Annotated in this window: 20 protein-coding genes; 10 read left to right on the top strand and 10 right to left on the bottom strand. The window is 65.4% G+C overall.

The window, feature by feature from the left end; genetic code table 11:
* Window positions 1–203 precede the first annotated feature (203 nt).
* The 5 genes from JC616_RS00300 (at window position 204) to JC616_RS00280 (ending at window position 4,610) form a co-directional block, all read left to right on the top strand.
* A complete protein-coding gene (locus tag JC616_RS00300) occupies window positions 204–1,325 on the top strand; it encodes a Re/Si-specific NAD(P)(+) transhydrogenase subunit alpha (protein WP_107801503.1) in 1,122 nt (373 codons plus the stop codon).
* A gap of 10 nt (window positions 1,326–1,335) precedes the next feature.
* Window positions 1,336–1,632 carry a proton-translocating transhydrogenase family protein gene (locus JC616_RS00295; protein ID WP_019101645.1) on the top strand — a complete coding sequence of 99 codons (297 nt, stop codon included), beginning with the start codon at window positions 1,336–1,338 and terminating at the stop codon, window positions 1,630–1,632.
* 9 nt (window positions 1,633–1,641) lie between these two features.
* On the top strand, window positions 1,642–3,018 hold the full coding sequence (locus JC616_RS00290; protein WP_107801504.1) for an NAD(P)(+) transhydrogenase (Re/Si-specific) subunit beta: 1,377 nt from the start codon (window positions 1,642–1,644) through the stop codon (window positions 3,016–3,018).
* 174 nt (window positions 3,019–3,192) lie between these two features.
* On the top strand, window positions 3,193–3,867 hold the full coding sequence (locus JC616_RS00285) for an META and DUF4377 domain-containing protein (RefSeq protein WP_227106042.1): 675 nt from the start codon (window positions 3,193–3,195) through the stop codon (window positions 3,865–3,867).
* Window positions 3,868–3,932: 65 nt separating this feature from the next.
* Window positions 3,933–4,610, top strand: coding sequence for an META and DUF4377 domain-containing protein (locus tag JC616_RS00280; RefSeq protein WP_227106041.1), 678 nt, complete (start codon window positions 3,933–3,935; stop codon window positions 4,608–4,610).
* Between the two features lie 192 nt (window positions 4,611–4,802).
* Here the strand turns inward: JC616_RS00280 and pgi are convergent, their stop codons facing one another.
* From pgi to zwf, 6 genes are read right to left on the bottom strand one after another with little or no spacing between them, the layout of a single operon-like run.
* Window positions 4,803–6,461 carry a glucose-6-phosphate isomerase gene (gene pgi / locus JC616_RS00275; protein WP_107801507.1) on the bottom strand — a complete coding sequence of 553 codons (1,659 nt, stop codon included), beginning with the start codon at window positions 6,459–6,461 and terminating at the stop codon, window positions 4,803–4,805.
* Window positions 6,462–6,466: 5 nt separating this feature from the next.
* Window positions 6,467–7,318, bottom strand: a complete 852-nt coding sequence (hexR, locus tag JC616_RS00270; protein WP_048415130.1) for a transcriptional regulator HexR — start codon at window positions 7,316–7,318, stop codon at window positions 6,467–6,469.
* A 4-nt stretch (window positions 7,319–7,322) separates the two neighbouring features.
* Window positions 7,323–8,348 carry a glucokinase gene (locus tag JC616_RS00265; RefSeq protein WP_227106040.1) on the bottom strand — a complete coding sequence of 342 codons (1,026 nt, stop codon included), beginning with the start codon at window positions 8,346–8,348 and terminating at the stop codon, window positions 7,323–7,325.
* Window positions 8,329–9,006 (bottom strand): 6-phosphogluconolactonase, encoded by a 678-nt coding sequence (pgl, locus tag JC616_RS00260; RefSeq protein WP_107801509.1) that lies wholly within the window; start codon window positions 9,004–9,006, stop codon window positions 8,329–8,331. The genes JC616_RS00265 and pgl overlap by 20 nt, the downstream gene beginning before the upstream one ends.
* A complete protein-coding gene (locus tag JC616_RS00255; RefSeq protein WP_227106039.1) occupies window positions 9,006–9,158 on the bottom strand; it encodes a hypothetical protein in 153 nt (50 codons plus the stop codon). Before JC616_RS00255 ends, pgl begins: the two co-directional genes overlap by 1 nt.
* Window positions 9,152–10,630 (bottom strand): glucose-6-phosphate dehydrogenase, encoded by a 1,479-nt coding sequence (gene zwf, locus JC616_RS00250; protein WP_107801510.1) that lies wholly within the window; start codon window positions 10,628–10,630, stop codon window positions 9,152–9,154. Before zwf ends, JC616_RS00255 begins: the two co-directional genes overlap by 7 nt.
* A 254-nt stretch (window positions 10,631–10,884) precedes the next feature.
* On the opposite strand from zwf, the gene edd reads away from it, so the two are divergent.
* The 3 genes from edd (at window position 10,885) to JC616_RS00235 (ending at window position 14,370) form a co-directional block, all read left to right on the top strand.
* Window positions 10,885–12,735, top strand: a complete 1,851-nt coding sequence (gene edd / locus JC616_RS00245) for a phosphogluconate dehydratase (protein ID WP_227106038.1) — start codon at window positions 10,885–10,887, stop codon at window positions 12,733–12,735.
* Between the two features lie 2 nt (window positions 12,736–12,737).
* The gene (locus JC616_RS00240; RefSeq protein WP_048408066.1) at window positions 12,738–13,364 is read left to right on the top strand and encodes a bifunctional 4-hydroxy-2-oxoglutarate aldolase/2-dehydro-3-deoxy-phosphogluconate aldolase; all 627 of its coding nucleotides are present in this window, start codon (window positions 12,738–12,740) and stop codon (window positions 13,362–13,364) included.
* 184 nt (window positions 13,365–13,548) lie between these two features.
* Entirely contained in the window at window positions 13,549–14,370 is an 822-nt protein-coding gene (locus JC616_RS00235; protein ID WP_107801512.1) for an HDOD domain-containing protein, read from the top strand.
* A 209-nt stretch (window positions 14,371–14,579) separates the two neighbouring features.
* Here the strand turns inward: JC616_RS00235 and JC616_RS00230 are convergent, their stop codons facing one another.
* Window positions 14,580–16,493, bottom strand: coding sequence for a ribonuclease catalytic domain-containing protein (locus JC616_RS00230; protein ID WP_227106037.1), 1,914 nt, complete (start codon window positions 16,491–16,493; stop codon window positions 14,580–14,582).
* Between the two features lie 113 nt (window positions 16,494–16,606).
* Between JC616_RS00230 and JC616_RS00225 the strand changes: the two genes are divergently transcribed.
* Window positions 16,607–18,196 (top strand): GGDEF domain-containing protein, encoded by a 1,590-nt coding sequence (locus tag JC616_RS00225; RefSeq protein ID WP_227106036.1) that lies wholly within the window; start codon window positions 16,607–16,609, stop codon window positions 18,194–18,196.
* Between the two features lie 164 nt (window positions 18,197–18,360).
* On the opposite strand, the gene JC616_RS00220 is transcribed toward JC616_RS00225, so the two are convergent.
* From JC616_RS00220 to argH, 3 genes are all read right to left on the bottom strand, one after another.
* On the bottom strand, window positions 18,361–19,128 hold the full coding sequence (locus JC616_RS00220) for a DeoR/GlpR family DNA-binding transcription regulator (protein ID WP_019103455.1): 768 nt from the start codon (window positions 19,126–19,128) through the stop codon (window positions 18,361–18,363).
* A gap of 120 nt (window positions 19,129–19,248) precedes the next feature.
* On the bottom strand, window positions 19,249–20,853 hold the full coding sequence (locus JC616_RS00215; protein WP_227106035.1) for an EAL domain-containing protein: 1,605 nt from the start codon (window positions 20,851–20,853) through the stop codon (window positions 19,249–19,251).
* Between the two features lie 599 nt (window positions 20,854–21,452).
* Window positions 21,453–22,838, bottom strand: a complete 1,386-nt coding sequence (gene argH, locus JC616_RS00210) for an argininosuccinate lyase (RefSeq protein ID WP_227106034.1) — start codon at window positions 22,836–22,838, stop codon at window positions 21,453–21,455.
* 159 nt (window positions 22,839–22,997) lie between these two features.
* Here argH and JC616_RS00205 point away from each other — a divergent pair, with 159 nt between their 5' ends.
* On the top strand, window positions 22,998–23,990 hold the full coding sequence (locus JC616_RS00205) for a sensor histidine kinase (protein WP_227106033.1): 993 nt from the start codon (window positions 22,998–23,000) through the stop codon (window positions 23,988–23,990).
* The last annotated feature ends 59 nt before the right edge of the window (window positions 23,991–24,049 follow it).

Raw genomic sequence — 24,049 nt, 5'->3', positions numbered from 1 at the left:
ACGTCACATCGCTGCTGTAGGGTTTTGCTAGCATCCGGCCCTTTCACTGTCGAAATTGTCCGACGGTATACGGTCGGCAATATAAGTGTTGCGCGGAAAAATCCCGCATGCCTTTAATTGAATTCAAACGCTCGTTCGATTTTGCGCCGCACGGGCGTTCGCTATCTGGAAACTTTGTTATCTAATCGCAGGAAAGGAAGACCATGCATATCGCTATCCCAGCCGAGAGGCTGGCCGGTGAACACCGCGTGGCCGCTACGCCGGACACGGTGAAGAAGCTTGTCGCCGGCGGCCACGCCGTCACGGTGGAAAGCGGCGCCGGCCTCGCGGCCGCGCAGCCGGACGCGGCCTATCAGGAAGCCGGAGCCGCCATCGCGGCGGACCGCGCCGCGGCGCTGGCCCAGGCCGACATCGTACTGACGGTACGCCCGCTGGACGAGGACGGCATCGCCGCGCTGAAGGACGGCGCGGCGCTGATCGGCCAGCTCAACCCCTATCACAACCACAGCCTACCGGCGCTGGCCGCCAAGCGCGTCTCCGCCTTCGCGCTGGAGCTCTTGCCGCGCAGCACCCGCGCGCAGAGCATGGACGTGCTCTCCAGCCAGAACAATATCGCCGGCTACCGCGCGGTGCTGCTGGCCACCCAGCACTATCCGCGCTTCATGCCCATGCTGATGACCGCGGCCGGCACGGTGAAGCCGGCGCGGCTGCTGATCCTGGGCGTGGGCGTGGCCGGCCTGCAGGCCATCGCCACCGGCAAGCGCCTGGGCGCGGTGGTGGAGGCCTTCGACGTGCGGCCGGCCACCAAGGAGCAGGTGGAATCGCTGGGCGCCAAGTTCATCGAGGTGCCGATGAGCGAGGAAGAAAAAATGGCCAATAGCGGCGTCTACGCCAAGGAAATGTCCGAGAGCTACCGCCAGCGCCAGGGCGAACTGGTGGCCAAGCACGCCAAGGCGGCGGACATCGTGATCACCACCGCGCTGATCCCCGGCAAGCCGGCGCCCAAGCTGCTGTCGGCCGATGTGGTGGCGGAGATGAAGCCCGGTTCGGTGATCGTGGACCTGGCGGCGGAAACCGGCGGCAACTGCGCGCTGACCCGCCCCGGCGAGACCGTGCGCCTGGACAACGGCGTCACCGTCGTCGGTCAGACCAATCTGCCCGGCCTGCTGGCGGCGGACGCCTCCAGCCTGTACGCCAAGAACCTGCTGACCTTCCTCGGCCTGCTGCTGACCCCGGAAGGCCTGAACCTCAATCTGGAAGACGAGATCCTGTCCGCCACGCTGGTGACCCACGCCGGCCAGGTCCGCTTCCCCGCCGCCGATTAAGGAGAACAAGATGGTCGATCCTTTCATCACCAGCCTCACCGTCTTCGTGCTGGCCGTCTTCGTCGGCTACCACGTGGTCTGGAACGTCACCCCGGCGCTGCACACCCCGCTGATGGCGGTGACCAACGCCATTTCCGGCATCATCATCGTCGGCGCCATGCTGCAGGTGGTGGACATCAACGGTTCCGAAATCACCCTCACCTCGGTGTTGGGCACCATCGGCATCTTCCTCGCCAGCATCAATATCTTCGGTGGCTTCCTGGTCACCCAGAGGATGCTGGACATGTTCAAGAAAAAGAAGAAATAAGGGACCACGATGGAAAACCTGTCCGCAATTCTTTATCTCGTAGCCGCGGTGCTGTTCATCCTGGCGCTCAAGGGCCTGTCCAGCCCCGCCTCCGCCTTGCGCGGCAACCTCTACGGCATGATAGGCATGCTCATCGCCGTGGCCACCACGCTGCTGATCATGGACAAGCCGGTGCTGGCGCTGATCGCCTCCGCCATCGTCGCCGGCGGCGCCATCGGCGCGTGGAAGGCCAAGACCGTGCAAATGACCGGCATGCCGGAGCTGGTGGCGGCGATGCACTCGCTGGTGGGCCTGTCCGCGGTGCTGATCGCGGTGGCGGCCATCTTCCACAGCGGCGTGGAGCACACCCAGGTGCAAAAGGTGGAGCTGTTCATCGGCGCCTTCATCGGCGCGATCACCTTCACCGCCTCGGTGATCGCCTACGGCAAGCTGTCCGGCCGCTTCGGCTCCAAGGCCGTGAACTTCAAAGGCCAACACCTGCTTAATCTGCTGCTGGCCGTCGCCATGGTCGGCTTCGGCGTGGTCTATTTCCTCAGCGACAGCCAGGCCGCCTTCCTGACCATGCTCGCCATCGCGCTGGCCTTGGGCGTGACGCTGATCATTCCGATCGGCGGCGCCGACATGCCGGTGGTGGTGTCCATGCTCAACTCCTACTCCGGCTGGGCGGCCGCCGGCATCGGCTTCACGCTGAACAATCCGGTGCTGATCATCGCCGGCGCCTGCGTCGGCGCCTCCGGCGCGATTCTGTCCTACATCATGTGCAAGGCGATGAACCGCTCCATCGTCGCGGTGCTGCTGGGCGGCTTCGGCGCCGAGGCGGGCACGGGCGGCGGCGCCGGCGACGGCGGGCCCAAGAACCACAAATCCGGCTCCGCCGAGGACGCGGCCTTCCTGATGGCCAACGCCGACAGCGTGATCATCGTGCCCGGCTACGGCCTGGCGGTGTCCCGCGCCCAGCACGCCTTGCAGGAGTTCGCCGAAATCCTGCATCAGAAAGGCGTCAACGTGCGCTACGCCATCCACCCGGTGGCGGGCCGGATGCCGGGCCATATGAATGTGCTGCTGGCCGAGGCCGAAGTGCCCTACGAACAGGTGCAGGAGATGGAGGAGATCAACTCCGACTTCTCCAACACCGACGTGGTGCTGGTGATAGGCGCCAACGACGTGGTCAACCCGGCCGCGCAGAAGGACAAGACCAGCCCGATCTACGGCATGCCCATCCTGGACGCGCACAAATCGCGCAGCGTGATCGTGGTCAAGCGCTCGATGAACGCCGGCTACGCCGGTCTGGACAATGAGCTGTTCTATATGGACAAGACCATGATGGTGTTCGGCGACGCCAAGAAGGTGGTGGAGGAGCTGCTCAGGGGAGTGGAGCAGTTGTAAGGCTCCGCCCCATGCCTCCCGCATTTCAAAACCGCCCAATGTTTTAAGCTTGGGCGGTTTTTTGTTTCCATCTATTTCTATCCCCGCTTTTCCACCCCGCCGCGCTTCACAAGCGGCGCCCGCCCGGTGTATTGTAAACAAATATTAGTTTTTGTTTATACATGGAGTATGGCAATGCAAAATACTGGCTTCTCCGCCCGGCGCCTGGCGGCGCTGTGGCTGGGCGCGCTGGCCTTGCCGCTGCCGGCGCTGGCCATGCCCAATCTGCAGGGAACCGAATGGCGGATGGTGGAACCCGCGCCGGTGGGCCAAACGGCGCCCACCCTGGCTTTCCACCCGGGCAAGATGACCGGCTTCGCCGGCTGCAACCGCTTCGTCCGCACCCTGGACGCCCAGGGCAAGCCGCAGGTGGCCACCACCCGCATGGCCTGCCGGCCGCCGCTGATGGAGATGGAGCAGCACTTCGTCGCCTTCCTCTCCAGCCCCTTCCGCGTCTTGCCGGACGGCCGCGCGCAGAAACTGGTGCTGAAATCGGAGCGCGCCGAATACCGCTTCGTGCGTCTGACCCCGGACGCCGATCCGGCGGCGCAGCCGGCCAAGCTGCAATACCTGTACGTGGCGCCGGAACGCCAGGCCTGCCGCAACGGCGAAGCCGCGCGCGACTGCCTGCAGGTGCGCGAACGCGCGGAACAGAGCTGGCGGCCGCTGCAAGGCGAAATCGCCGGCTTCCACCCCAAGCCCGGCGTCAGCTATTACATCAAGCTGAAACCGGCGGAGCAGGCCGACGCCGGCTCGCGCTGGACGCTGGACCGCATCGTTTACAGCGAGGAAGTCAGCAAGCTGCGCTGAACTCTTGAGAACGGCGGGCGCTCCAAGTGCAGCCCGTCCCTGCCCTTAACCACGGAACATCGATAATGAAAAAATCGCTTTTGCTCGCCGCACTGACCGCAGCCGCCCTGAGCGCCTGCGCCACCCCGCAAACCGGAGCCAAAATGGACGCCCAAGCGGATATCAAACTGGAGGCGCTGGCCGGCCAATGGAAGCAGGACGCCGCCGAACACCCGATCACTCTCAGCTTCAAGGACGGCGGCGTGTCCGCCCGCGCCGGCTGCAACGGCATGTTCGGCCCGGTGTCGCTGGAAGGCGGCAAGCTGGTCAGCAAGCAGTTGGCCAGCACCTTGATGATGTGTCCGCCGGAGGCGATGGAGCGCGACCGCGCGCTGGCCGCCTTCCTGGGCGCCAAGCCCGCGGTCAAGCTGGCCGGCGACAAGCTGACCCTGCAGGCCGGCGACAAGACGCTGAGCTTTGACCGCCAGCCCTCGCTGGAAGGCGGCGTCACCCGCTTCGTCTACGTGGCCGCCGAGCGCAAGCCCTGCACCGGCGTGGCGCCGATGCAATGCCTGCAGATCCGCGAAAGCAAGGATCAGCCGTGGCAGCTGCACTACGGCGAGATCGAGGGCTTCAAGCCGGAGCCGGGCATCGCCTACCGTCTGCGCCTGAAGGAATTCAAGGTGGCGAACCCGCCGGCCGACGCTTCGTCCCTCCGCTGGGTGCTGGACATGGTGGTGGAGCAGGAAGTCGTTAAGAAATAACAGCCCATTCACGAGCTCGCGAGCAAGACCGGGCGTTGCGGCGGAGAAAGCGGAGCGCGCACAGGGCGCATGAGCATGTCGAGGCTGTTTTCAACGCCGTATCGCCGCCACGCGGCAAATCGTGCACAGCGGGCGTGATCCAAACAAAACGCGAGGCCTCGGCCTCGCGTTTTCATTGGTCCGCCGTCCGGCTCAGCACTTGCAGTCGTCGGCGTTGACCTGCCGGTACAGCTCGATCAAACGGCGGGTGGAGCTGTCGTGCTCGGCGTGCTTGAGCTTGCCGGTCAGTTCCGCGTGTATGGTCTTGGCCAATTGCTTGCCCAGTTCCACGCCCCACTGGTCGAAGCTGTTGATGTGCCAGATCACGCCCTGAACGAAGATCTTGTGCTCGTACAGCGCGATCAGCGAGCCCAGATTGCGCGGGTTCAAGCGGCTCATCAGCAGGGTGTTGGTGGGGCGGTTGCCGCCGAACACCTTGTGCGGCACCAGCGCTTCCAGCGCCTCGCCCTTGAGGCCCTGCTCCGCCAGCTCCGCGCGCACCTCGTCCGCGGTCTTGCCGCGCATGAAGGCCTCGGCCTGGGCGAAGACGTTGGCCAGCAGGATTTCATGGTGGCCGGGCAGGCTGGAGCAGTTCTGCACCGAGGCGATCAGGTCGATCGGCGAGATATGGGTGCCCTGGTGCAAAAGCTGGAAGAAGGCGTGCTGGCCGTTGATGCCGGTCTCGCCCCAGATGATGGGCGCGGTTTCGAAATTCACCGGCTGGCCGTCCAGCATCACCTGCTTGCCGTTGGACTCCATGTCCAGCTGCTGGATGAAGGCCGGCAGACGGTGCAGGTATTGATCGTAGGGCGCGATCACATGGCTGCCGCCGCCGTAGTAGTTGATGTACCAGACGCCTATCATGGCCAGCAGCACCGGCATGTTCTGCTCGAACGGCGCGTTTCTGAAATGCTGGTCCATGATGTGGGCGCCGTTGAGGAGTTCGGTGAAGTTCTCCTCGCCCAGGTAGAGCATGATGGGCAGGCCGATGGCCGACCACAGGCTGTAGCGGCCGCCCACCCAATCCCAGAATTCGAACATATTCGACGGGTCGATGCCGAAGTCCGCCACCGCCTTCTGGTTGGTGGACACCGCGACGAAGTGCTTGGCCACCGCGCTTTCATCGCGCGAGCGCTGCAAGAACCAGTCGCGCGCGGTCAGCGCGTTGGTCAGCGTCTCCTGGGTGGTGAAGGTCTTGGACTCCACCACGAACAGCGTGGTCTCGGAATGGACCTTTTTCAGCGTTTCCTTGAGCTGGGCGCCGTCCACATTGGAGACGAAGTGCATGTTCAGCCGCGGGTGGCCGAAGGGCTTGAGCGCGCTACAGACCATCAGCGGGCCCAGGTCCGAGCCGCCGATGCCGATGTTGACGATGTCGGTGATGGGCTGATTGGTATAGCCCAGCCATTCGCCGGAGCGCACCGCGTGGGCGAACTTGCCCATGCGCTCCAGCACCGAGTTGACCTTGGGCATCACGTCTTCGCCGTCCACGTGGATGGGCGAATTGGTGCGGTTGCGCAAGGCCACGTGCAGCACCGCGCGGTTTTCGGTACTGTTGAGCTTCTCGCCCTTGAACATGGCCTTGATCTTGGCCGGCAGCCCGGCTTCGCGCGCCAGCTGCATCAGGCCCTTCAGGGTGTCGTCGGTAATGCGGTTTTTGGAGTAATCGAGGAACAGGCCGCCCACCTCCAGCGCATAGCGCTCCGCCCGCTCCGGATCGGAGACGAACAAATCGCGCATGTGCTGGTGCTTGGCCTCGGCAAAATGGTCCCATAGTGCCTGCCAGGCCGGTAGTTCGGTCAGTTCGCTCATGATGGTCAATCCTCTTCGGTTTTGTTGTCCAGCCTTCGGTTCTTCAGGCTGTGCTTGGTTTTTTCCAGCTGGCTGATCAGGCCCGGCCCGCGCTTGAGCGCCACGCTCACCGCCAGGATGTCGATCTGCACCAGGTGCACGATGCGCGAAATCATCGGGCTATAGGTTTCATTGTCTTCCAGCGTGTCGGCGATCAAGGCCACGGTGGAGCGGCGCGCCAGCGGCGAACCGCTGGTGGTCAGCGCCACCACGCTGGCGCCGGCGGACAGCGCCACGTCCACGGCCTCCAGCAATTCCAGCGTGCGGCCGGAGCTGGAGATCGCCACCAGCACGTCGCCCGGGCCCAGCACCGAGGCCGCCATCATCTGGATGTGGGTGTCGGAATAGGCGACGGTGGGAATGCCGAAGCGGAAGAATTTGTGCTGGGCGTCCGCGGCGATGATGCCGGAGTTGCCCAGGCCGTAGAATTCGATGCGGCGCGCGTCGGTCAACAAGCGGACCGCGGATTCTATCGATTGCGGATTAACGTCGTTGCGGCACTTGAGCAGCGCGGACACGGTGTTGTCGAACACCTTGGCGACGATTTCCGAAGTCGGATCTTCCGGGCGCACGCTGGAATGCACATAGGGCACGCCGGTGACCAGGCTGCCGGCCAGCTTCAGTTTGAAGTCCGGCAGGCCGGAACAGCCCACGGTGCGGCAAAAGCGGATCACGGTGGGCTGGCTGACGCCGGCGTTCTTGGCGATGTCGGCCACCGCCGCCTGGATCACGGTGTAAGGCTGTTCCAGCACCAGCTCGGCCACTTTGCGCTCGGCCGAGGACAGGATCTCCAATTGGCTCCTGATACGTTCAAGCATGTATTTACTCTCCTGCCGCGCCGTCGTCAGGATGCGCCCGGAGTCGGGCGCGGGCACTCGCCAGTTCGGCCGCCAGATGGGCGGCCACGCCCGGCAGAGCCGGGTAGGAGCTGACGATCAGATAGACCGGAATCGCGGCCAGATAGCCGGACATCCGTCCCTTATCCTCGAAGCGGCGGCGGAATGGTGATTGTTCAAAAAAACCGCGTAGACGCGGCACGATACCACCACCTAGATACACGCCGCCACGGGCGCCGAGATTCAGGGCCAGATTCGCCGCCGCGCCGCCCAGCATGCCGCAGAACACTTCCAGGGTTTCGCGGCAGTGCGGACAGGCGCCGGACAGACCGCGCGCGGTGACCTCGGCCGGGTCCAGCGCTGCGGCCGTTTCGCCGGCCCGCTCGCACAAGGCCTGATAAATCAAGGGGATGCCTGAGCCGGACAACAGACGCTCGGCGGACACGTGTCCGAAGCGCCGCATCGCGTAAAGCCAGATGTCGGCCTCGCGCTCGTCGAAGGGGGCGAAGCCGACGTGGCCGCCCTCGCCGGACAAGGGCGCATGGCCGCCCGGATACGGAATCAGCGCCGACACGCCCAGGCCGGTGCCGGGGCCGATCAGCGCCAGCGGCGCGCCGGCTTCCGCCTCGCCGCCGCCGATTTGCAGCAGTTCGCTCGCCGGCAGATGCGGCAGGGCCAGCGCCAGCGCGGTGAAATCGTTGATCACCAACAGCGTGGTCAGGCCCAGCGCCTGGCGCGTGGCCTCGATGGAGAAGGCCCAATGGTGATTGGTCATCTGCACCCAGTCGCCCAGCACCGGGTTGGCGATGCCGAAAGCCGCGTGGGCGACCGCGCGCGCGCCGGCCAGGTCCAGATAGGCGCGCACCGCGTCCAGCAGCGTGGGATGGCCGGCGCAGGGCAGCACCTCGATGTCCTCGATCACGCCGGGCGCGGTCTCCAGCGCGAAGCGGGCGTTGCTGCCGCCGATGTCGGCCAGTAGCCGCGGCCATTGCTCAGGCAGACCAGTAGACATCCAGCTCCACCTTGTTCTGAGCCAGGAAATGGCTGATGGGCAGCGCGTCGCTGACGCCCTGGGCGGCGGCGTCCAGCACCTGACGCTTCTTGTCGCCCTGGATGGACAGGATCAGGCAGCCGGCGCGCAAGAGCGCGGCGTAACTCATCGACACCCGGCGGTGCGGCGCGGTCTTGGGCGTCACCGCCAGGAAGGCGGCGGCGGACGCCGGGTCCAGGCCGGCCGCCAGTTCGTCGGCGCCGGGGAACAGCGAAGCGGTGTGGCCGTCCTCGCCCATGCCCAGGATGGCGACGGTGGGCGGAACGAAAGCGGCGTTGGCGCGCGCCACGTCGGCGTCGATGTCCGCGGCGTCGCCGACCAGGGGCAGGAAGCGCGCCTCCACGGCGCGGTCGCGCAGCAAGTGGACGCGCACCAGCGCGGCGTTGCTGTCCGGGTGGCTGTCCGGCACAAAACGCTCGTCCACCAGGGTGACGGTCACCTTGGACCAGTCTATCGCCATGGTGCTGAGCATATGGAAGAAGGGGATCGGCGATTTACCGCCGGACACCGCCAGCACGGCGGCGCCCTGGCTGGCGATGGCGGCGGACAAGCGCGAGGCCACGCTATTGGCCAGCGCGGTGGACTGTTGCTCGCTATCGGAGAATTCTACGCAGTTCATCAGCGGCGCTCCGCGGGTAAGAAGTTAAGGTCAAACACTGGTGCGGTCATCGTCGCGAGCGCCTCGAGGTCGAAGCGAGAAGCGCAGCCGTACAATGGTACGGCGAGCATCGCAGCATTCGAGATCGGGACGCGCAGCAGATGGATCAGCATTCCTCGTGCCAGCCTATCCCATCGCGCGATAACAAAGCGCTGGACGCCGCCGGGCCCCAGGTGCCGGCGGTGTACTGCTTGGGCGGCAGATTGCTGCTGCGGCTCCAGCTGTCCATGATGGGCTCCACCCAGCGCCAGGCCTCGATCAGCTCGTCGCGGCGCATGAACAGCGCCAGCTTGCCGCGGATCACGTCCAGCAGCAGGCGTTCGTAGGCGTCGGCGCGGCGCACTTTGAAGGCTTTATAGAAGTCCAGGTCGAGGTAGGCCGGCTGCAGGCGCATATTGTCGCCCGGTTCCTTGGCCAGGAAGTACAGGCGGATGCTTTCTTCCGGCTGCAGGCGGATCACCAGCCGGTTGGCGGTGTGGCTGCCGCTCATCGGGCCGTTGAACAGCTGGTGCGGCACGTCGCGGAAGTTGATGACGATCTCGGCGACCCGCTCCTGCATCCGCTTGCCGGTGCGCAGGAAGAAGGGCACGCCGGCCCAGCGCCAGTTGTCGATCTCGGCCTTGAGCGCGACGAAGGTTTCGGTCTGGCTGTCGGCGGGGATGCCTTGCTCGTTCAGATAGCCGACCACCGGCTGGCCGCCGACGGCGCCGGCCTTGTACTGGCCGCGCACGGTCTTGGCCGCCACATCCTGCTCGCTGAACGGGCGCAGCGCCTTCAGCACCTTGAGCTTTTCGTCGCGCACCGCGTCGGCTTCCATATTGGCCGGCGGCTCCATCGCCACAATGCACAGCAGTTGCAACAGGTGGTTCTGCACCATGTCGCGCAGCGCGCCGGTGCCGTCGTAGAAATCGCCGCGGCTGCCCACGCCCAGATCTTCGGAGATGGTGATCTGCACATCGTGTATCCATTCGCGCCGCCACAGCGGCTCGAACAGCGCGTTGGCGAAGCGGATCGCCATCAGGTTCTGCACCGATTCCTTGCCCAGGTAGTGGTCGATCCGGTACAGCTGCTCTTCCTTGAAGAAGCGCGCCACGTCGTCGTTGATCTCGTTGGAGGAATCCAGGTCGGTGCCCAGCGGCTTTTCCAGCACCACGCGCACATTGCCGCTATTGAGGCCCACCGCCGCCAGGTTCTCGCAGATGCCGGCGAACAGATTGGGCGCGGTGGCCAGATAACAGACCACCACGCGGTCGTCGTCGCCCTTGAGCTTGTCCGCCAGCGCCGGGAAATCCCGCGGCTGCGAGGCGTCCACTTTCAGGTATTCGATCCGCGCACAGAAGCTGTCCCAGGCGGCGGCGTCGAAATGGGCTTTGACGTGCTGGCGCGAGTTCTTCTCGACAAAGGCCAGGTAGTCGTCGCGGCTCAAGTCCTTGCGGCCCAGCGCCAGGATGCGGCCCTGCTGATTGAGCAGGCCGGCGGCGTGCGCCTGATACAAGGAGGGCAGCAGCTTGCGCATCACCAGATCGCCGGCGCCGCCGAACAAGACCATATCGAAGGCCGGGGTTGGCGTAGTACGGGTATCCATCCTGATCTTCCATCTCGAGACGTTTGTAGATGTAGTTATATTACCACCAGCTTTTACCTTGTCCATGTCATCTCACTGACGCAGGCCGCTTTTGCAACACCTTTTGCCCCAAAGCAAACAAATCTCCCAATCGCAGCACTGGCGGGTGTTGCCTCGCGCCGCCGGGCGTATCATGGCGGGACGGCGCTGGAGCGCGTCTTGCATTTTGATTGTAGTAAAACTACTATCAACCCACTTCAACACGGAACGTCATCATGGCCTTGCATTCCACCCTGTCCGCCGTTACCGAGCGCATCGTCAACCGGAGCCGGGCAACGCGCGCCGCCTACCTGGACCGCTTGCGCGCAGCAGCCCATCAGGGAAGGGTGGAGCGCTCGCAATTGTCGTGTACCAATTTGGCCCACGCCTTCGCCGCCATGCCCGACGGCATCAAGATACATCTAAAGGAAGAGCACCGCCCCAATCTGGCCATCGTCTCTTCCTATAACGACATGCTGTCCGCCCACCAGCCGCTGGAAACCTATCCGGCGCAGCTGAAGGAGGCGGCGCTGGCGGCCGGCGCCACCGCCCAGTTCGCCGGCGGCGTGCCGGCGATGTGCGACGGCGTGACCCAGGGCCAGCCGGGCATGGAGCTGTCCCTGTTCTCCCGCGACATCATCGCGATGAGCACCGCGGTGGCGCTGTCCCACCAGATGTTCGACGCCGCGCTGTATCTGGGCGTGTGCGACAAGATCGTGCCCGGCCTGCTGATAGGCGCGCTGTCCTTCGGCCACCTGCCGGCGGTGTTCGTTCCCGCCGGTCCGATGACCACCGGCATCGCCAACGATGAAAAAGCCAAGGTGCGCCAGTTGTACGCCGAAGGCAAGGTGGGCCGCGACGCGCTGCTGGAATCCGAATGCCAGTCCTACCACGGCCCCGGCACCTGTACCTTCTACGGCACCGCCAACTCCAATCAGATGCTGATGGAGATCATGGGCCTGCACCTGCCCGGCGCCGCCTTCGTCAACCCGGGCACCCCGCTGCGCGAGGCGCTGACCCGCGCCGCCGCCCATCAGGCGGCCAAGATCGCCGCCCAGGGCAAGGCCTTCACCCCGGTGGGCGAGATGATAGACGAGAAGTCCATCGTCAACGCCATCGTCGGCCTGCTGGCCACCGGCGGCTCCACCAACCACACCATGCACATCGTCGCCATCGCCCGCGCCGCCGGCATCGACGTGAACTGGGACGATTTCGACGAGCTCTCCGCCGTGGTGCCGCTCTTGGTCCGCGCCTACCCCAACGGCAAGGCCGACGTGAACCACTTCCACGCCGCCGGCGGCATGGGCTTCGTGATCCGCGAACTGCTGTCCGCCGGCCTGCTGCACGAGGACGTGGGCACCGTGGCCGGCCGCGGCCTGTCTCGCTACGCGCAGGAACCGTGGCTGGATCAGGGCGAACTCAAATGGCGGGACGCGCCCGCCGACAGCGGCGACGACAGCGTGCTGCGCACCGCCGCCGACCCCTTCTCCGCCGACGGCGGCCTCAAGCTGCTGTCCGGCAAGCTGGGCCGCGCGGTGATCAAGGTGTCCGCGGTCAAGCCGGAACACCGGGTGGTGGAAGCGCCGGCGGTGATCTTCCACGACCAGAACGACATGCTGGCGGCGTTCAAGCGCGGCGAGCTGGAAAAAGACTTCATCGCGGTGATCCGCTTCCAGGGCCCGCGCGCCAACGGCATGCCGGAACTGCACAAGCTGACCCCCGCCCTGAGCATTTTGCAGGAGCGCGGCTTCAAGGTGGCCCTGGTCACCGACGGCCGCATGTCCGGCGCCTCCGGCAAGGTGCCGGCCGCCATCCACGTCTCGCCGGAAGCCCTGTCCGGCGGACCGATCAGCAAAGTGCGCGACGGCGACCCGGTGCGGCTGAACGCCAATAGCGGCGAGTTGACCGTGCTGGTGGACGAGGCCGAATGGGCCGCGCGCGAACCGGCGCAGGCCGACCTGACGCATAATGATTTTGGCATGGGACGGGACTTGTTCGCGGTGTTCCGTTCGGTGGCCGACCACGCCGAAGCCGGCGCCACCAGCTTCCGCCATCCCGACTTCCACCCCGCTTCTTGGAGAAAATGAATATGGACGCATTGACCCTGCTGCGCCAAGGCCCGGTTGTTCCGGTGATCATCGTCAACGACGCGGCCGTGGCCGTCGAGCTGGCCCAGGCGCTGGTGGCCGGCGGCGTGCGCGTGCTGGAAGTGACGCTGCGCACCAAGGCCGCGCTGGCGGCGATGCGCCGCATGCGCGACGAAGTGCCGGGCGCCATCGTCGGCGCCGGCACGCTGCGCACCCGCGCCCACGTGGAAGCCGCCATCGACGCCGGCGCGCAGTTCGGCGTCAGCCCCGGCTTCACCCCGGAGCTGGGCGCCGCCGCCCGCGCCGCCAATCTGACGCTGATTCCCGGCATCGCCACCCCGTCCGAGGCGATGCGCGCCCAGGACGAGGGCTTCACCATCCAGAAGCTGTTCCCGGCCGAGGCCGTGGGCGGCGTCAAGCTGCTCAAATCGCTGGCCAGCCCGTTCTCCGATCTGCGCTTCTGCCCCACCGGCGGCATCGACATCAAGAAAGCGCCGGAATACCTGGCGCTGCCCAATGTGCTGGCCGTGGGCGGCAGCTGGCTGACTCCGGACGACGCCATCGCCAACCGCGATTGGGACCGCATCACCCAGTTGGCCTTGGAAGCGAGCCAGCTGCACAGGAATTAAACGACGTTGCTTCTTTACAGGGCCTCCCGGCCCTGTTTTTTTTGGCGGGCCGCCCGCCGCCGGCCCGCCCCTGTCCGGTTTTGTCCTTCCTTTCCCCCGCCAATTGCCTAAGCTCAAGAAGCAGGACTTCATCGCCTGCCGGCCCACGCCCGCGCCGGCGACGGCTCACCTATTGGAGACCCCTATGCAAGTGGCGGAAATATTTGAAAAAGCGTCGGGCAAACTGCCCATGGTGCCCAAAGTGGTCCAGGAGCTGGTGGCCAGTTTTCACCGCACCGACGTGAACATCGATGAAATTACCGACAAGGTGGGACATGACCAGGTGCTGACCGCGCGCGTGCTGCGGCTGGCCAATACCGCGCGCTTCGGCGGCAGCCGGCGCGTGGGCTCTCTGGACGACGCCATCATCCTGCTCGGCTTCGACAACCTCAGGGTGCTGGTGATCGCCTCCGGCGTCACCGGCGCCACGCTGGGCATCCAGGGCTTCGACATGAAGGCGTTCTGGCAGCGCAGCTTTGCGATGGCCAACGCCGCCAAACGGCTGGCCAAGCTGGCCCGGCTGGACCCGCAGCTGGGCTATACCTGCGGCCTGCTGTCCAATATCGGCGAACTGGTGCTCTATGTGGCGGTGCCGGAACAGGCTTTGCAGATAGACCGCATCGTCGCCGGCGGCGCCGACCGGGTGGCCACCGAGCGCATGCTGCTGGGCATGGATCTGACCGAGGTGGGCGCCGAGCTGGCGCGGCGCTGGAATTTTCCGGACGAAATCCAGGAAGCCATCTTCAACCAGCACGATCTGCTGAACGAGGAAGTGTCGCCGTTCGCGCTGCTGATCGGCCTGGCGTCCTTCATGACCTCCGGCTTCAATCACGATATGAGCGAGGAGGACATGCTGGCCACCCTGCCGGTCAGCGTGATGGAGCGCGCCGGCTTGAAGCGCGAGGACCTGGCCGCGGCGCTGCCGGAGTTGCGCGAGGCCTGCACCGCGCTGGATGAAATGTTCTAAGAACCTATTCAATGTCTGCTGCGCATCGGCGATCCGGCGTTGAAAACAGCTTCGAAATGCTCATGTACCACGCGTACATTCCGCTTTCTCAGCTGTTTTCGCCTTGCCTCGCCTTAGCTCGCGAAATCTTGAACAGGCTCTAAGCACCGTCCGGCCGGACGCAAAAAAGGCGGCCCAAGCCGCCTTTTCGCACGTTTCGCATTGCGGACTCAACCGGCCTGGCCGTCCGCCTCTCCCGTCTCCGTCTCGGCTTCCGACGCCTCGTCCTCGGCGGCGTCGACATGGCCGAGCACCCCGACGCAGCGCAGCTCGATCTCCTGCATCAGCTCGTCGATGCGGATCACCGACAGCTGGATGCGGTCGCCGCGCGCCAGCTCCGGCAGGCCCGGGATGCGCACCCGCATCGGCAGGCCGTCGATGCGCACCAGGTCTTCCTTGATGAAGGCGGCGGTGGGATCGGACACCCCCTCCTGGCTGAACCAGCGCAGGCACCAGAAATGCTCCATCCGGTCCTGGAAGCCCAGGTAGGCGGAGTAGGTGGTGTCGAAATCGCGCAGGATGGCGAACAGCATCGCGTCGCCCTGCTCGAACTGCGGCTTCTCGCCGCGGATCATGGACATCAGCTGACGCTGGTTGATGAAGTCGGTGGCGCGGCGCAGCGGCGACGTGGCCCACGCGTATTGGGCCACGCCCAAGCCGGTGTGCGGCTCGGGCCGCGTGGTCATCCTCACCTTGCCCATGCTTTGCGCGCGGTACATGCCGGGGATGTCGGCCTCGGCCAGCATCCGGCCCCACTCGCTGTTGGCCAGAATCATCAGCTCGGACACCAGCTTGTCCATCGGCGCGCCGCGCTTGCGCAAGGTGATCAGCACCTTGCCGTCGACCACGTCGAAGTTGTAATCCATCTGCACCGGCCGGGTCGGGTCGTATTTGCCGCGGCGCTTCTCCAGCGCCTCGGCGAACTGCCAGAACCAGATCAGTTCCTGCTTGAACGGATAGTCCACGCCCGGATCGCAAGCCAGCGTCTCTTCGTTGAAGAACTGCTCCAGCGCGGCGTGGCGCAGGTTGGCGGCGATATGCACCTTCTCGATGCGGTTCTCGTAGGCCACCGGCTCGAACTCAGGCGTCACCTCCACGTAGAGGCTGAGCGCCGGGCAGTCGTGCCCTTCCTTGAGGGTGAACATCTCCACCAGATCGTCCGGCAGCATGGTGATCTTGTCGCCGGGGAAATACACGGTGGACAGCCGGGACAGCAGCAGCTTTTCCAGCGGCGAGCCTATCTCTATGCCCAGCGACGGCGCGGCGATGTGGATGCCGACGCGCTTGTTGCCGTTGGGCAGGTCCTGCACCGACAAGGCATCGTCGATCTCGGTGGTGTTGGCGTCGTCGATGGAGAAGGCGCGCACCGGCGACAAGGGCAGCTCTTCCGGCAGCGTGGGCAGTTCGTACTTGCCGAAGCCGCGGCCCTTGGGGAAGAACTCCAGCATGAAGCCGGCCATCAGGTAGTCCGGCACCGAAGAGATGCCGCCCACCTTGTCCGCCAGCCGCAGCGGCGGCAGGCTCAGCTCGCGCGAGGCCTGGTCGAAGGCCTTGAACTCCAGCGTGTTCTTGTCGGGTTTCCACAACAAGGTCATCAGCTGGCCGCGGATCGCCTCCGGCAGCTGGCCGGCTTTCAGCTCCGCCACCCACTGGTCGATCTGCTCCTGCTCGCGCTTCTTGCGCTCCAGCCCGGCCAACGCCGCCTTCAGCGCGTCTTCCGGCGCCTTCTTGTAGCGGCCCTTGCCTTTTTTGTAGAAATACATCGGCGCGCCGTACAGCCGCGACACGATGGCGGCGGCCTCGGCCGCCGACGGCGCGCGGCCCCAGTAATCGGCCGCCAGCGCCTCATAGCCGAACTCGTCGTCCGGGCAGCATTCCCACAGGAAATCCAGGTCAATATCCGCGGCAAGTTGCTCTACCATGGGCAGAAAATCGCCCAATGCGGAGCTAAACTCCAGAAAAACATTCGCCGCCTTGATCTTGGCGCGCTTGCCATGCTGGGTATCCACTTGCAGACTAGCGTCATTGCGCGAAACGATGCTGCCGACCTTAAAGCCGCCGCTCTCTTCGTAAAAAACGTTCATTAAAAATTTTTGCCAGGCCGTTGCAATCCAACGGCGGATTATAACAGCGCGCCTCAGGCGCGGCTTCAGAACTTGAATATTGGACGACCGGGTCCACCGGGGAATACTTGATCATGTCGCAACATCAGGCTTTCAAACAACGTGTGCATCTGGCACAGGAAATCGATCGCATCGGCCACCTGCTCGTCACCCGCTGGGAGCGGCCGCTGGCCGCCCACCTGCTGTCGCTGATCCTGCGGCTGGAGGACATGGTGCGCGAGCAGGACCTCAACGAAATCACCGGGGAAATCCAGACCCTGTCGCGGCTGCTGCAAGGCTGGATCCAGCAACCGCAGACCGCGCCGTCGGAAAGCGAGCGCTACAACCGGCTGCGCCACCACCTGGGCCTGGTCAGCCAGCTGGGCATGATGGAGCGCAAGGACGGCCTGCCGGAGATCGACTACGACGCCCTGCTGGGCGGCGGCCTGGTCACCCTCTATCTATGGCTGCCGCAAGACGTGGACGCCACGCCGCTGATCCAGCAGCTGTCCTGCTACGGCATCCACGCCAAGGTGATCCAGCAGGCGGCCAAGCTGGCCCAGGCGCTGCAGGACAAGGCGCCGGAAGCGGTGGTGGCTTTCACCGAGTTCGCCGCCAACGACCCCATCCTTTTGCTGGCCCCCACCATCAGCAGCATCTGTCCGCTGATCCTGACCTCGCCGCTGCACGATTTCCAGGCGCGGCTGGCGGCGGTGCGCGCCGGCGCCGGCAGCCTGCTGGACTGGCCGCTGCAAGCACATCAACTGATTGACCAGCTGAGCTTCAGCGACCTGGGCGAGAAGCGCGAGCCCTTGCGCGTGCTGATCGTGGAGGACATGGAATCGCTGGCCGGGCTCTACTCCAGCGTGCTCAACGCCCAGGGGGTGGAAACCCGCGAGGAGACCCAGCCGGAACGGGTGCTGGACATGATAGAGCAGTTCCGCCCCGACCTGATCCTGATGGACATGTACATGCCGCAGTGCAGCGGCATGGAGCTGGCCAAGGTGATCCGCCAGCAGCGGCTGCTGGACGGCATCCCGGTGGTGTTCCTGTCGGTGGAAAAGCGCCAGGCGGTGCAGCTGGACGCGCTGACCCTGGGCATAGACGGCTTCCTGACCAAGCCGGTGGCGCCGGAGGAGTTGATCGTCACCGTGATCAACCGCGCGCGCCGCTACCGCAAGCTGCGCTCCTACATCATCAACGACAGCCTCACCGGCCTGCTCAACCACTCCCATCTGCACGGCCAGCTGGAGTACGGCATCCAGCGCGCGCGCCGCGATCAGCGGCCGCTGTCGCTGGCGATGCTGGACCTGGACTTCTTCAAGACCATCAACGACAGCCACGGCCACCCGGCCGGCGACGAGCTGCTGATCAATCTGGCGCGCTTCCTCAAGGAACGGCTGCGCAGCAGCGATCTGGTGGGCCGCTACGGCGGCGAGGAGTTCGCCATCGTGCTGCCCGGCACCCATCAGACGCAGGCGCGCGAACTGATGGACCAGCTGCGCCAGGACTTCAGCCAGATAGAGCAGCGCGCGCCGGACGGCGACTTCCGCCAGACCTTCAGCGTGGGCATCAGCTCGCTGGACACCGCCGCCAGCAGCACCGAGCTGGTGCGTCAGGCCGACGAAATGCTGTACCGGGCCAAGGCCAACGGCCGCAACCGGGTGGAGATCATGCAGGACTGAGCCCCGCCGCCGGGCCCCGCCCGGACGCGAAAAAGCCCGGACCACCGAGAGGTTCCGGGCTTTTTTCGGGCGCGGCGCTCAGCGCCGCATCCAGGACGCCTGTTGACGATACGCGTGCTCAAAGCCTGTTAACGCCGTATCGCCGAAGCGGCTTTGGAAGCGTCTCAGGCCTCGGTCAGCACCAGGCGCACGCCCTGCTCTTCCAGCAGCTTGGTCACCGGCTCCGGCGGCAGCGCGTCGGTGAACACGGTGTGGAACTCGCTGATGTGTCCCATGCGCACCAGGGCGTTGCGGCCGAACTTGCTGTGGTCCGCCGCCAGGTAGCGGTGACGGGCGTTGGACATCATCGCCTGCGCCACCCGCACCTCGCGGTAATCGAAGTCCAGCAGCGAGCCGTCCGGCTCGATGCCGGACACGCCGATGATGGCGTAATCCACCTTGAACTGGTTGATGAAGTCCAGCGTGGCCACGCCGGTGATGCCGCCGTCGGACGCGCGCACCGTGCCGGAGGTGATCATCACCGTGAAATCCGGATTGGTGGACATGATGGAGGCCACATGGATGTTGTTGGTGATCACCCGCAAACCCTTGTGCGTGCTGGTCAGCGCCTGGGCCACCGCCTCTATGGTGGTGCCTATGCTCATGAACAGCGAGGCGTGATCGGGAATGCTGCTGGCGATCATGTCCGCGATATGCGCTTTTTCGCTCTGGAATTTTCCTTTGCGCGCGAAATAGTCCTCATTCTCCACGCTGCTGCCCAGGGCGGCGCCGCCGTGGTAGCGGCGCAACAGATTGGCCTCGCACAGCTGGTTGATATCGCGGCGAATGGTTTGCGGGGTGACATCGAGCAGTCTGGCCAACTCTTCGATCGGCATGAAGCCGTTTTCGCGGACCAGCTGCAGAATCTTGTCGTGACGGGGTGAGCGGCTCATAACTATTCGGAATCGAAAATCACGTCACTTTAGTAACATATTTTGCGGGTCAGCGGCAAACAGAACCACTATTCCGGCTTGATATCGGCCAATAGTGTTCGTTTATTGCGTATTTTTTGCTCAGGAGACCGGCTGGCCCTCGGTCAGCGGCGGACGCCCCCACAAAAAATCGCGCAGCTGTTCCAGCGGCATCGGCCGCGCCAGCAGATAGCCTTGCAGATAATGCACGCCGCTTTGCTGCAGGTAAGCGCGCTGCTGTTCGGTTTCCACGCCCTCGGCCACCATGGAGATGCGCAGCTGCTTGGCCAGATCGATGATCATCTCCAGGATGCGGTTGGCGATGGAGTCGCTGCCTATCGCCGCCACGAACACCCGGTCTATCTTCAGATGATCGGCGTGAATGCGGTTGAGCTCGGCCAGGCTGCTGTGGCCGGTGCCGAAGTCGTCGATGGCGATCTGCACCCGCATCCGCCGCAACGCGGCCATCACCTGCTGGCTTTGCGGCGTCACCCGGATGGGCTCGCGCTCGGTCACTTCCAGCACCAGCCGCGGCGGCGTCTTCGGGAAGTGTCGCAAAAACGCCTGACAGTCCTCCACCAGTTGCGCGTGCTGCAGATGGCTGGGCGACAGATTCAGCGCCACGAAAAAGCGATCGGGCAAGGGCAGCGACGCCATGTCGGCGGCCACCCGCCGCATCAGATAGCGGGTGATCTGGATGATCATGCCGGAGGCCTCCGCCACCGGGATGAACAGATCCGGCGGCGTCAGCCCCTGACGCGGATGCTGCCAGCGCAGCAACACCTCCACCCCCATGCAGCGGCGGCCGCAGGCGTCGAACACCGGCTGGTAGTAAGGCAGGAACTCCTGATTGCGCAAGGCCAGCAGGATTTCCCCGCTGACCGAGCCGCGCTTGCGCAGATAACCCAGCAGCAGGACCGCGCCGACCACGCCCACCGGCAGCAACAAGAGCAGGGCGCGCAGCAGGCGCGCCGACGCGCCGCGCCACAGGTAGTCGGCGTCCACCCAGCTGTGCACCGCCAGCGGAAAGCGCTCCGAGGCCGCGATCACCCGCAGCACCGCGCTGGCCGGCACCTCGGCGGCGCCCGGCAATGTGGACTGCACCGCCTCCTTGTGATTCAGCACCAGCAGCGAACCGCTGTGGCCGTCGTCGGCCTGCCAGGGCAGCAGAGGGCTGAAATAGGCCAGTTCCACGCTGGCAACGACGGCCTGCCCCCGCTCCCCCAGCAAGGTGCGCATCAGGAAGGGACGCTTGGGGTACAAGGGGCCGGAGTCCAGACGGTAGATCAGCTGCTGCGGCGCCGACGGGGTGAAGGGCAGATCCGAATACTGCGCGCCCAGCACCGAGGTGCAGTACAGGCGGCGGCCGTCCATCAGCCCCAGCGAGCGGATATAGGGATCGAAGGCCGCCAGCGACACCAGCTTGCCGCGCGCCTGCGGGCAGGGCTGGCCGGCCAACGGCGCGGCCTCCCGCAATGAGCGGTCCACCTGGCTGAACACCCGGTCCACCGAATTGACCGCGCGCCCCGCCGCGCTTTGCAGCTGCGCCTGCACGTCCAGCTGGTAGCGGTTCCAGGTCAGGGGCAGGCCTATCACCGCCGGCAACACGGCCACCAGCAAGACCAAGGCCCATTCCGCGGCGTTGAGGCTGCCGCGGAATTGATTGCCTCGGCTGATCAGGTGACGGAAGCGATGGCGACAAAACACATTGTTCCCCGGCGTGACTGAGTGACTGTAATGACAAGAAGCGGCCCCGCGTCCGGCCATGGCGGCGCGCGCCAATCCGCGGCACGGCTGGCGCTGGCGAGAACAGCATGGATAGACGGGGACTGCCAGGATGAGGGATAGGCGGGCGTTGCCGCGCCGTCCCTTGGAACCTGTTTACGATCTGCCGCGCGTCGTGAGACGCGACACGGTGAGCAGCGCTTCGAAACACTCATGCACTACGTGTGCATTCCGCTTTCTCAACCGCAACGCCTGGTCTCGCTCTGGCTCGCTGGATCGTAAACACGTTCTTGGAGAAATTTGGAAAACCAGCCGCGCGGCGTGTCGGCCGCCGTCGCGATTTTTCGAAGCTCCCGCAAGTCTGGCGCTAAAGATAACGGTTTAGCCGGAGACAGAAAAGCTAATTAGAAAGATTTATTTAATAAAATGTCTTTGATTGACTGTTGTTTGATATAAATTGCCGCAATCGGCAGGCCCCCAAACAAGAACAGGCCGCGCGCCGCCGGGATGGCGGGGCGCGGCCTGACGGCCATCAAAGGCCTATTCAAAGGCTTGCGGGCAAGAGCGAGACGGAGCGGCGCTCAGCGCGGCTGCAGGCGTTGACGATGGCGCTCGATCTGCAAGCGCACCTGGCGCGGCGCGGTGCCGCCCACGTGGTCGCGCTGCGCCAGACTGCCTTCCGGGCTCAGCACCGCGAACACGTCCTCGTCGATCAAGGGCGAGAACTCGCGCAGCTTGGCCAGCGACAGGTCGGCGATGTCCACGCCCTGCTGCTCCGCGTGGCGCACCGTCAGCGCCACCACCTCGTGGCTGTCGCGGAAGGGCACGCCCTTCTTCACCAGGTAGTCGGCCAGATCGGTGGCGGTGGCGAAGCCTTGCAACACCGCCGCGCGCATCGCCTCCGGCTTGACGGTGACGCCGCGTATCATGTCGGCGTAGATGCGCAGGGTGTCGATCAAGGTGTCCGCGGTGTCGAACAGCGGCTCCTTGTCCTCCTGGTTGTCCTTGTTGTAAGCCAGCGGCTGCGCCTTCATCAGCGTCACCAGCGCGATCAGATGGCCCACCACGCGGCCGGACTTGCCGCGCACCAGCTCCGGCACGTCCGGGTTCTTCTTCTGCGGCATGATGGAACTGCCGGTGCAGAAACGGTCGGCGATGTCGATGAAGCCGACGCGCGGGCTCATCCACAGGATCAGCTCCTCGGACAGCCGCGACAGATGCACCATCACCAGGCTGGCGGCGGCGGTGAATTCAATCGCGAAGTCGCGGTCGGACACCGCGTCCAGCGAGTTGTGGCAAACATCGTCGAAGCCCAGCAGCTGGGCGGTGTAATGACGGTCGATCGGGAAGGTGGTGCCGGCCAGCGCCGCCGCGCCCAAGGGCAGGCGGTTGACGCGCTTGCGACAGTCGCTCATGCGTTCGGCGTCGCGCGCCAGCATTTCCACATAGGCCAGCATGTGGTGGCCGAAGGTCACCGGCTGCGCCACCTGCAAATGGGTGAAGCCGGGCAGCACGGTTTCGGCGTGCTGTTCCGCCAGGTCCAGCAGGCTGTGCTGCAGTTCGCCGATCAGGCCGACGATGGCGTCGATCTGCGCGCGCAGCCACAGGCGGATGTCGGTGGCCACCTGGTCGTTGCGGCTACGGCCGGTGTGCAGGCGCTTGCCGGCGTCGCCGATCTTGTCGGTCAGCCGGCGCTCCACGTTCATGTGCACGTCTTCCAGATCCACGCTCCACTCGAAACGGCCGGCGCGGATATCGTCCAGCACTTCGCCCATGCCTCGTCGGATCGCAGCCAGGTCTTCGGCGGACAGGACGCCGGCGCGCTGCAACATGGCGGCGTGGGCCAGCGAGCCCTCGATGTCGAATTCGGCCAGTCGTCGGTCGAAATCCACCGAAGCGGTGTATTTCTTGACGAGTTCGGATACCGGCTCCGAGAAACGGCCGGACCAGGCGTGTTGATCTTGCATGGCGATGCTTTCTACGATGGCTGCGGACGAAAAACTTGGCGAAACTCCGGGGGCGCGCGGCGCCGCCGGGAATCCCCTACTATGCCAGCGGCGAGCGCCTTCGGCCAGTGCGGGTTTTCCTTGCTATGATGCGGCTATCCTATTTCCGGCCGCGCCCTCATGCCGCTACCGCCCCCGTCCGACCTGCCCGACTACCGCAACCTGGGCGTGCTGCTGCGCGCCTTGCTGCTGCTCGGCCTGTTCCTGCTGGGCGGCCTGTTGCTGGACGACGGCGGCGAGCCGCTGCCCTGGCGGCTGCTGCGCCTGTCCAGCCTGCTGGTGCCCGGCGCCTTGCTGAGCCTGGGCCTGCTGGCCTTGCTGGGCCGCCGCCTCTACCGCGGCCGGCGCGTGACGCTGAGCGCCGCCGCCATCTGCCTGCTGTCCTTCGCCTTCTGCGGCCGTCTGCTCAACCCGCTGGCGCCCATGCCCTGGGGCCAGGTGCTGCTGGCCGGCGCGGTGGGCGGGCTGATGCAGCATTACCTCAATCTGCGCGCGCGCGCCTTGTCCCCGGCGCTGTCGGAGGCGCGGCTGATCGCGCTGCAGGCGCGCATCCGCCCGCATTTCCTGTTCAACAGCCTCAACGCCGCCATCGCGCTGATCGGCAAGCAGCCGGACAAGGCGGAAATGGTGCTGGAAAACCTGGCCGATCTGTTCCGCGCCCAGCTGGGCGATCCGGCGCGGCAATCCACGCTGGGCCGCGAAATCGAACTGGCGGCGATGTATCTGGCGATCGAGGCCGAACGGCTGGGCGCGCGCCTGCAAGTGAGCTGGGACGTGCAAGCCCCGCTGGACGCGGCGCTGCCGCCGCTGATCCTGCAGCCGCTGGCGGAAAACGCGGTGTTCCACGGCATAGAACGGCTGGCCGACGGCGGCGAAATCCGCATCCAGGCGCGCCAGCTAGAACATCAGCTGGAGCTGACGCTGAGCAATCCGGTCAATCCGGAGCCGGCGGCGGCCGCGCCCGGCCACCACATGGCGCTGGACAATCTGGCCGAGCGGCTGGAGCTGTATTTCGACGCCGAGGCCTCGCTCAGCGCCCGGCTGGACGGCGAACGCTTCATCACCCGCATCCGCCTGCCTTATCGCCCGGCGCCGGCCCAACGGCCGGGCTAAGAACCTGTTGACGATCTGCTGCGCGTCGCGGAGCGTTGCGCGGTGACCTTGTCCCGCCC

This window comes from Chromobacterium rhizoryzae (assembly GCF_020544465.1).
In the GTDB taxonomy this organism is placed as follows: domain Bacteria; phylum Pseudomonadota; class Gammaproteobacteria; order Burkholderiales; family Chromobacteriaceae; genus Chromobacterium.
This window is presented reverse-complemented; position numbering and strand designations above follow the sequence as displayed.